The organism is Bacteriovorax sp. BSW11_IV (assembly GCF_000447755.1).
GTDB lineage: Bacteria > Bdellovibrionota > Bacteriovoracia > Bacteriovoracales > Bacteriovoracaceae > BSW11-IV.
Genome location: NZ_AUNE01000010.1, coordinates 241,789 through 250,426, shown reverse-complemented (window position 1 = coordinate 250,426; position 8,638 = coordinate 241,789). Strand labels below are relative to the sequence as shown.

Here is an 8,638-nt window from a genome sequence, read left to right as displayed (position 1 = left end):
AACTCATGTAGATTTATTTTGTAGCTGCTGTAAAAGTCCTTTTAAGAACAAAGGGGATTCTATGAAATATCTTATTGTGCTTTTGATTACAGCAAATTCATTTGCTTCTATAGATCAAATTTATAGTCGTGGTCATGGTGATCGTTTTCCCACAGAAGTTTCTGTGAGTGAATTAGCAGAGGATTATCTTAGAGAATTTGATGAGTCTTTAGGCATACAAAGTTATGAAGAAGATGAGGTGACTTATTTTTCGAATAACAAAAAAGGAATTGGTCTTATTAAAAAAACCAATCAGGATGAGCCTGTCTTTAGAAATATTTTAAAAGGTATTCAGTATTATAGACCTTGGAAAAATGGAAAGGATCTTCTTAAGGGAATGGAGGAGTACACTTCTCGTTATGGTTGTATTCCAAAAGTTACATCTGTATCACATGGTTGGAGTTCAGAAAGGCCTGGAGAGGTTCATGGGCTTTCTGGTTCAAAAGGATATAATGGAATTTATGCCACTAAGGAAACAAGACCTGATGGCCTAATTTCTAAACTTGGAACTACTGATGTTAGAGGTGATTTAAAACAAAAAATTAAAGAAGGATCGATTCGTTTTTGTAATCGATGTTTGATTCAATTTTATGCCTGCAATATTTCAACTTTATTTGCCAAGACAATTGCAGAGGTGACAGGTTGTCAAAGCGTCGTGGCCACAGGTAAGGCGTATCCTCATTTTCAAAGTAATGAAACTGAAAGAGATAGAATGCTGGGAATTACTGGCGCTCATTATTGGCAATCAGGTGCAGGAAACTGGGGAGAAAGAGGAAAAGTCGGTTGGTATAGAGCGACGCCAATTGATGGAAAGATTATAGAAGAAAATATTGGGCAATTATATATTGCGAGATAAACAAAGGCCCTCTTTCGAGGGCCTTTTTTGTTTGAACAAAAAATTAGAATTTAATTTCAGTCCCTAGACCAAAGATAGTTGCATCATTTTTATTTGTTGATGTAACTTTGTCTTTGAATTCATAAGTCCCAACTAGACCTCTAAGCTCGATATTCTTATCAAGAGCGTACTTGTAACCAAGGGCCATTTGAGTTGTTTCGTTAGATTTTTTCTGTTCAGCTGTTTGGTAAGTGAAAGCAACTTTGTGTGCATTCATTTTGTAAGTAACAGCTCCGATCATTCTCTCAACTTCAGTTTTAGTGTTGTTGGCCTCTACTTCTTCGCTAGTCATCGATACTGCGAAGTCAAAAGCGTTCATGCTAAGTTTAGCACCGTAGAAAAGAACAGTGTCATCTTTTGTGCTATATGAAGAAGTTGTTTGGTAGTTTACGAATACATTTAGTTTCATGTCACCCATTGTGTGGTTGAAGTCTACCATGTGCTCGAAAGTCTCTGGACCGTAGTTATTTGTATCAGTTGAATCGTTTGCCATTTTATTTGATTTGTCTGAAGAAATTGTATAAGTCAGACCACCAAAAACTGGAGTCGTGTAAGAAAGTAGGTCAACACGGCTTCTATAAATTGCACCTAGACCACCTTTTTTACCTGCACCAACAATGTTTCCAAGAATTTTAGCTTGGTCAGCATTAGCAACACCTAAAATTGTGTTTGATAGAGGGTCAAGAGTAAGTGCCTTAGCAGATGAAGGAGTGTATGTTTGACCGAAAGTCACAGTTCCTAATTTTGTCATGAATGAACCTTGAGCAAGTCTCATTCTGATTCTGCTTGAACCGCTTTCAGTTGAGTTGAAGCCGATTTCAAGAGCGTAGTTAGCTTTAACTGCTTCAGAAACAGCAACTTCGCCTTTTGCTCCAAGTCTAGTTTCAGAGTTGTCTACATCTCTAACGCCAGTTGTTGACTTGCGAGTTTTTACATCTTGGTCAGTGTAAGCGAAAGACTTATTGATCTTTCCGTAGATTGTTGGTGCACTCATTGTCATTTCAGCGTTAACTAGAGCTGGAACAGCAAGTACAGCAGCACTTGTAAGAAGTACTTTTTTCATTTTCTCATCCTTTGAGTGTGTGAATAAGGTTAGTAGTTATAAATATGCTAAGTAAGCAAAATGAATTTGCAAAGTTTTTTTTGCTAGTTTAACGAGATCTTAACTAAAATTTAGTTTTCTATTCCTATTGTAATTGTTTTCGACCACTTATCTTCTCTTGACCTCTATTTCATTTGAGTTTAAAAATGCGTCATGAAAGAAAATAAATTAATTGAATTAGGAACGTGTGCTAAGCCTCACGGTATTAAAGGCGCTTTTAGTCTACATCTAGAAAGTGGAGATGAAAGTATATTAGAAGCTGGAATGAAACTGACTCTTTACCCTTTAAGTGAAAAAAGTTGTATCGACAAAGAGGGTGAAGTGGTTGAAATCCAAAAAATTTCAGTCGGTAATAAGACAATTGCTGAATTTAAAGGAATCGCCGATCGCAATAAAGTTGAAGCGATGATTCCTTTTAAGATTTGTATTGATCGCTCAGAGTTTCCTGAGGCCGACGATGATGAATATTATATCTCAGATTTGATTGGGCTTGAAGTTTATGAATATGAAACGGAAGTCCATTTAGGTCGCATAAGTAAATATTATGAGAACTCTGTTCAAATTATTCTTGTAATCTCTGGTAAAAAACCATTTGAGGTTCCATTTGTAGAGCACTTTGTACCTGATGTTGATGTGGAAGCTGGAAAAATTTGGGTTGTTGTTCCTGAGGTGATTTAATTGAGTCGCATTTGGATCATTACACTATTTCCCGAATACTTCGCTCCACTCAAAGATGTGGGGGTTGCAGGACAGGCGTTACAAGGAATGAGAGGCGAAGGCATAGAGCTTCACACTGTTTTGTTGCGTGATTATTCTCCAAAGGGTCATAAGGGTGTTGATGATGCTCCTTATGGTGGTGGACCAGGTATGGTCATGAGAGCTGATGTTTTAAAAAATGCTCTTATGGAAGGTATTGTTGGTCCTGGGCAATATGGGGAGAATTTCAAAGATAAATTGCATGTCATCTACACAGGGCCTCGCGGCAAGGTGTGGAATAATGAATACTGTAAAGATTTGGCCGGCCGTTATCTTGGTGAGAATAAGACAAAAGATTTAGTTTTTATTTGTGGCCGTTACGAAGGAATCGATGAGAGGTTTCTTGAGGAATATGTCGATGAGACGATTTGTCTTGGAGACTTTGTACTAACCGGCGGTGAAATTCCTGTTATGGCCATTATTGATTCGGCCATGCGCTTTTCTAAAGGCGTTCTTGGAAATAATGAGAGTGCAAATCTTGATTCATTTGAAGATGGACTTTTGGAGCATGCTCAATACACAAGACCAATGGAATTCGACGGAAAAAAAGTTCCCGAAGTTTTATTAAGTGGTCATCATAAGAATATTGAACTTCACAGACAGAAAGAAAAAGAATATTTTACTAAAAAATTTAGACCCGATCTTTATGAAAAATACAAAGATCAGGGCAAAAAATAGAAGGATTCATTCATGAGCAATTTGTATCTTGGTCTTGTTCACCATCCCATTCGTAATAAAGTTGGTGAAAAAGTAACAACTTCTGTTACGAACCTTGATATTCATGACATCGCCAGAAGCTCTCGCACTTTTGGAGTGAAAAAATATTTTATTGTGACTCCTCTTCAGGCACAACATGACCTTGTAAATAAAATTTTAGGACATTGGGAAGAGGATAAGGCCGCAGCTTATAACCCTGATAGGCAAGATGCCCTTGCCATTGCAAAAGTCATCAATTCAGTTGAAGATGCCATGGCGGAAATCGAGAGAATTGAGGGGAAAAAGCCAATTTTGGCGGTAACTGGTGCCAATTTTAAAGAGTTTAGCGGAGATTCTGCTGACCTGCGTGAAAAAATGAAGATTGACAGTGCACCATGTTTTCTGGTATTTGGTACAGGATGGGGACTTCATGCACAGGTTTTAGAGAAGGCTGACTTCTTCCTTGATCCTATTTTTGGGATCGCTGAAGATGGTTATAATCACCTTTCTGTAAGATCGGCCGTAGCTATCTATTTAGATCGCTTGGCGCGCGCCTCTGAATCCATGAAATAAGGTCTGCTTAAGAACGGCACGGTGCCGGTCCTCTGAGAGATCAATAGTTAACTGTTGGAGTTACAGATGAATTTGATTGACGTAGTAAACAGTCAGTACAAGAGCAAGAACGTTGAAAACTTTCCTGAATTTAGAGCTGGGGACACAATTGCTGTTCACGCTAGAATTAAAGAAGGTGAGAAATCACGTGTTCAGATTTTCCAAGGTGTAGTTATTGCACTTAAAGAGCCGAACGCGATCAGCGGACACTTCAGAGTGAGAAAAATCTCTTCTGGTATGGGTGTTGAAAGGGTTTTCCCATTCCACTCACCAAACGTAGAGAAAATCGAGATCGTTCAAAGAGGTAAGACAAAAAGAGCTAAGCTTTACTACCTTAGAGATAGATCTGGTAAGTCTGCAAGAATTGCTATCGATTACGATAGAAAGTAATTCTCAAAAAGATTTAAAAAAAATGAGGCCCAACATGTTGGGCCTTTTTTTTTGCCATTTTTCGTATTAAAGTACGCCCATGATTGAATTTGAATTTATAAAAACTAATGATGCTTTGATCGCGGCAAGCGATGAAGTGGGACGTGGTCCACTTGCTGGTCCTGTTGTGAGTTGTTGTGTTGTGGTCAATGGACCATTTGAAGAGCTAAATTCTTTTTTACAACAATTGCGCGACAAAGGTGTTAATGATTCAAAAAAATTAAGTGAGAAAAAAAGAAAAGAAATTTTAAAGAACCTTTCTATCGATAAGTTGAAAGCGAAAAAAATTGTTCATGTTAGTGGTGAAAATTTTTCTTTCTCTTATTATATACAAGAGATTTCAGCACAGAAAATTGATGAAATAAATATTCTGAATGCATCTCTTCTTTCTATGAAAGAGGCCTTTGAGTTTTTAAATGTTAAAAATAAAGAATGCGCTTTCTTAATTGATGGTAATAAGTTGCCAAAAGGCCTTGCGAAAAATACTCGTGCCCATGCTATTGTGAAGGGGGATTCAAAGTCTGCTCTTATAGGTTTGGCCTCGATTATCGCAAAAGATTACCGAGATGATTTAATGAAAGAGCTTGGAAAAAAATATCCAGGTTATGGATTAGAAAAACATGCAGGCTATCCCACAAAGGCCCATAAAGAGGCCATTAAAAATCTCGGAGTATCTCCGATTCACAGAAAGACCTTCAAAGGTGTCAAAGAGTTTGTATCCTTCGCGTAAGGGAAAACATCTTGAAAAAAAAATGTCACGACTTGTTCATAGTAAGCAAATGGCGGTATTAGTATCACCGCTATTTCTACGTGAGCGAGAAATGGGTCAAGTTGATCTTGTGGGGTTAGTTAAAAATAATGATGGCCTATGTGTAAATGTTTACGAAGTGAAGTCTTCTTCTAATGTTGCTTTGTGGCAAAGACGGAGGTTGTTGCATTCATCGCATTTTTTGGGACTTTTATTTAAAGCTTCGGTAAAACTAAAAGTGCTAAGCGAAGAAAGTTGCATTATTTGAATCGATTGACTATCCTATCTTTATGAAAATACGTCAGATTTTTTTACCACTATTTTTGTCATTAACTTTTCTACTCTCATCACCGGCCGCGCGCGCTGAAGTGGATCCAAAGCTTAAGGCATTGGGTGCTATGGCCGCTTACGGGACTGTTGGTGGTGCGCTTCTTGGGACGGCCTCATTGGCCTTTGGTACTAAAGGTCGCTCTGTGGCCATTGGTGCGTCACTGGGATTATATGCTGGCCTTATTTTTGGTGGCTATGTTGTGATGACTCACGCCATGAAAAAACGTGGATATCAGCAAGGGGGCGGAGAGTATTATCCGGATGCTCCAGCTGAAGTGAATCCTTATGAAAATGCTCCTCAAGGCTATTTCCAAGATGGTGGGAATAATCAGGGGCTTTTAATGCATGAACTTAAAATGAATGAAGATTTTTCGAGTAGTGTAAAAGTGGCCTTGAATAAACAAGACCACTCTGACCAGAAGATTGGATTTGAGCTGTTAAATATTCAGTTTTGAAAAGTGTTGCGACGATTTCCGAAGATAGTGTTGAGTTCTTCGGTATCGTCGTTATCAAACTCGCTGATCATCAGCTCCATAGCATCAAAATCATAAAGTTTAAAAACTTTCAAAAATTCACTTTTAACATTTGATAATTTAATTTGTTCTTTGTTCTTATTTAGAGAGCGAATTGTCTCAACAAAGAAGCCAATACCAGAGGATCCAACAAAGTCTAATGAATGAAGATCAAGTGTGATCGTCGAAGTTGGGTTTTCTGCAACAAGGTCATCCAACTCTTTTCTAAGTGGGATTGTGTTTTCATAATCGAGACCACCTTCCATATGGACAGTGATATTTCCCGTTGCATCTGTTCTCATTCTTGCTTTCATAGACATGTCATCTCCTTGGCGTAGTTAGCAATCCTTATGTTAACACTTGGTGTTATCTGAGGGAACCGGGAACTTTTTGATCTCCTTGCTGACGGGGCCTGTGAAGAGGAGTAAAATATTTAAATACTTATTTTTTTTAGCGAAGGATTAAAGTTGAGCAAATTAGTATTAATAACTCTACCAATTGGAAATAGTGAAGATATTACAAAAAGGGCCCTTGAAACTCTTAAGGAAGAGAATCATTTTTTGGCCGAAGATACGAGAAATCTAAGTAAGCTTCTAAATCATTACGGCATTGATAGTAAGTCAAAAAATATCGATTCATTCCACGATCACTCTGAAGATAAAATTGCTCGTATTGTAGATAAAATTAAACGTGGTCAAAGACTTTGCATTGTATCTGATGCTGGTTCTCCAGTTATTTCTGATCCTGCTTTCCCTTTGATTCGCGTATGTTTACAAGAGGGTGTAAAAATTGAGGCCAACTCGGGAATTAGTGCAGTAACGTGTGCCCTTGAATTAAGTGGTCTGCCACCGCATCCCTTTCATTTTCATGGTTTTCTACCAAAAGATAGTAAGGGCAGAAGAGAGTATTTTACAGAGCAACTCTCACAAGTTGGGACCCATATTTTCTTTGAATCTCCCTATCGCATGGAAGAGAGTTTAGAGATTTTAGCAGGCGTTCATCCACAAGGGGATGTGGCCGTGGGAAGAGAGCTTACAAAAACTTATGAGACGGTTCACCGCTTTAAGGCAAGTGAGTTTAAAAACGAAAATATTAATTACAAAGGTGAATTTGTTCTGCTTTTTTATGTGGGTAAAGAGCACGTTCCAACAAAAGCTGAAAACCAAAAACTCAAAGATCTTGCCAATCAGTACTTGCGCGAAAAAAGATCTACAAAAAACCTATCAAAACTTTTGGCAGAAATTCTCGAAGAGAAATCGTCAGATATTTATAATGAATTAATCTGATCAAAAAACTCATGTTCTAAAGAGCTAAACGTATCAATCCGATAGGAATCTAGTTGAACACTATGATTTTGGGATTGATATGGTTAGCGATTTACAAAAAAAAATTGAAAGATACGAAGAACTAATTAAATTAGGACAATTAACATCGTCTTCATTGGATATTAAACAAATTCAAAAAAAGGCATGTACAAGTATCGCTAAACTTCTCGATTGCGAGAAGGTCCTTCTTTATCGCAAAGAAGAAAAATTACAAGAAGTTGTTTATCGCTATCAAATTGATCACAATATCGAAGAAGTCCGTTTTGCTATTGATGAACATAGTTTTGTGGGCGCCTGTGCCCATTACTTGGCGACACTCTCAATTAATAATGTCAAAATGGACATTAGGAAAAAACGCGAAAGTGATCTTGTAAAATCTTTGAAACCAAAAAATATTTTACTCTTTCCCCTTGTATCCAAAGGGGAGCTTATAGGTGTTGTTGAGGCGATTAACAGTAATAAGGGTGGCTTTGACGAAGAAGATGTTCATTTTTCAGAGGCCATTGCAAATGAGCTAACGACAACTCTTTTAAATGCCCTTCTTTTTGAAAAACAGCAACGAATGTTCATTCAAGTGGTAGAGTCTTTGGCCGATGCTATCGGAAAAAAAGATGCTTATACTGGTGGTCACACAAAACGTGTGAGACATTTTGCTGAGATGATTGGCAAGGAGATGGAGCTCAATTTTAATGAAATGAATGATCTTCTTTTGGCGTCAGTTCTTCATGATATCGGTAAAATCGGTATTGAAGATAGTATTTTAAAAAAACGAGCACCGTTAACTGATAGCGAATTTGAAATCATGAAAAGTCATCCGGCCTTAGGTCATGAAATCCTAAAAAAGATTGAAGGCCTTGAAAATGTCGTGGATGGCATGCGCTTTCATCATGAAAGACCAGATGGTAAAGGTTATCCTTTTGGTCTAAAAGATGGGGAAATCCCTGTTATCGCCAGTATCATTTCAGTGGCCGATACCTTTGATGCCATGATTAGCACTAGACCTTATCGCAAGGGATTGCCGCCAATGGTAGCTTATGAAGAAATTTTAAAATATTCGGGAACTCAATTTGATACGGCCGTTGTGGCGGCCTTTGAGCGCTGGTTTAAAAAATCTCGAATGTACAAAGATTCCACTCTAGTATCACAAAGAAAAGCGAGTTAAAATATTCTTATTGATACAAATAAGGATGGTTA

The 8,638-nt window shown here is 37.8% G+C and carries 12 protein-coding genes; 10 read left to right on the top strand and 2 right to left on the bottom strand.

The genetic code is table 11. The features are described 5' to 3' along the window. Window positions 1-61 precede the first annotated feature (61 nt). A complete protein-coding gene (locus tag M899_RS04185) occupies window positions 62-895 on the top strand; it encodes a hypothetical protein (protein ID WP_021270075.1) in 834 nt (277 codons plus the stop codon). 43 nt (window positions 896-938) lie between these two features. Here the strand turns inward: M899_RS04185 and M899_RS04180 are convergent, their stop codons facing one another. After that, window positions 939-1,997 (bottom strand): porin, encoded by a 1,059-nt coding sequence (locus M899_RS04180; RefSeq protein WP_021270023.1) that lies wholly within the window; start codon window positions 1,995-1,997, stop codon window positions 939-941. 192 nt (window positions 1,998-2,189) lie between these two features. Here M899_RS04180 and rimM point away from each other — a divergent pair, with 192 nt between their 5' ends. The 7 genes from rimM (at window position 2,190) to M899_RS04145 (ending at window position 6,062) form a co-directional block, all read left to right on the top strand. After that, window positions 2,190-2,714 carry a ribosome maturation factor RimM gene (gene rimM / locus M899_RS04175; protein WP_021270058.1) on the top strand — a complete coding sequence of 175 codons (525 nt, stop codon included), beginning with the start codon at window positions 2,190-2,192 and terminating at the stop codon, window positions 2,712-2,714. Next, window positions 2,715-3,470 carry a tRNA (guanosine(37)-N1)-methyltransferase TrmD gene (gene trmD, locus M899_RS04170; protein WP_021269996.1) on the top strand — a complete coding sequence of 252 codons (756 nt, stop codon included), beginning with the start codon at window positions 2,715-2,717 and terminating at the stop codon, window positions 3,468-3,470. A gap of 12 nt (window positions 3,471-3,482) precedes the next feature. After that, window positions 3,483-4,061, top strand: coding sequence for an RNA methyltransferase (locus M899_RS04165; RefSeq protein WP_021270052.1), 579 nt, complete (start codon window positions 3,483-3,485; stop codon window positions 4,059-4,061). Window positions 4,062-4,127: 66 nt separating this feature from the next. After that, the gene (gene rplS, locus M899_RS04160; RefSeq protein WP_021270043.1) at window positions 4,128-4,490 is read left to right on the top strand and encodes a 50S ribosomal protein L19; all 363 of its coding nucleotides are present in this window, start codon (window positions 4,128-4,130) and stop codon (window positions 4,488-4,490) included. A gap of 79 nt (window positions 4,491-4,569) precedes the next feature. Continuing rightward, window positions 4,570-5,259: a ribonuclease HII gene (locus M899_RS04155; RefSeq protein ID WP_021270107.1), complete on the top strand. Its 690-nt coding sequence runs from the start codon at window positions 4,570-4,572 to the stop codon at window positions 5,257-5,259. Window positions 5,260-5,308: 49 nt separating this feature from the next. Beyond that, entirely contained in the window at window positions 5,309-5,545 is a 237-nt protein-coding gene (locus M899_RS04150) for a hypothetical protein (RefSeq protein WP_155897082.1), read from the top strand. A gap of 22 nt (window positions 5,546-5,567) precedes the next feature. After that, window positions 5,568-6,062, top strand: a complete 495-nt coding sequence (locus tag M899_RS04145) for a hypothetical protein (protein WP_021269976.1) — start codon at window positions 5,568-5,570, stop codon at window positions 6,060-6,062. Here the strand turns inward: M899_RS04145 and M899_RS04140 are convergent. Further along, window positions 6,053-6,439: an STAS domain-containing protein gene (locus M899_RS04140; RefSeq protein ID WP_021270053.1), complete on the bottom strand. Its 387-nt coding sequence runs from the start codon at window positions 6,437-6,439 to the stop codon at window positions 6,053-6,055. The genes M899_RS04145 and M899_RS04140 overlap by 10 nt on opposite strands. A 147-nt stretch (window positions 6,440-6,586) precedes the next feature. Here M899_RS04140 and rsmI point away from each other — a divergent pair, with 147 nt between their 5' ends. After that, window positions 6,587-7,405, top strand: coding sequence for a 16S rRNA (cytidine(1402)-2'-O)-methyltransferase (rsmI, locus tag M899_RS04135; RefSeq protein WP_021270113.1), 819 nt, complete (start codon window positions 6,587-6,589; stop codon window positions 7,403-7,405). Window positions 7,406-7,484: 79 nt separating this feature from the next. Then, window positions 7,485-8,606: an HD domain-containing phosphohydrolase gene (locus M899_RS04130; RefSeq protein ID WP_021269947.1), complete on the top strand. Its 1,122-nt coding sequence runs from the start codon at window positions 7,485-7,487 to the stop codon at window positions 8,604-8,606. The last annotated feature ends 32 nt before the right edge of the window (window positions 8,607-8,638 follow it).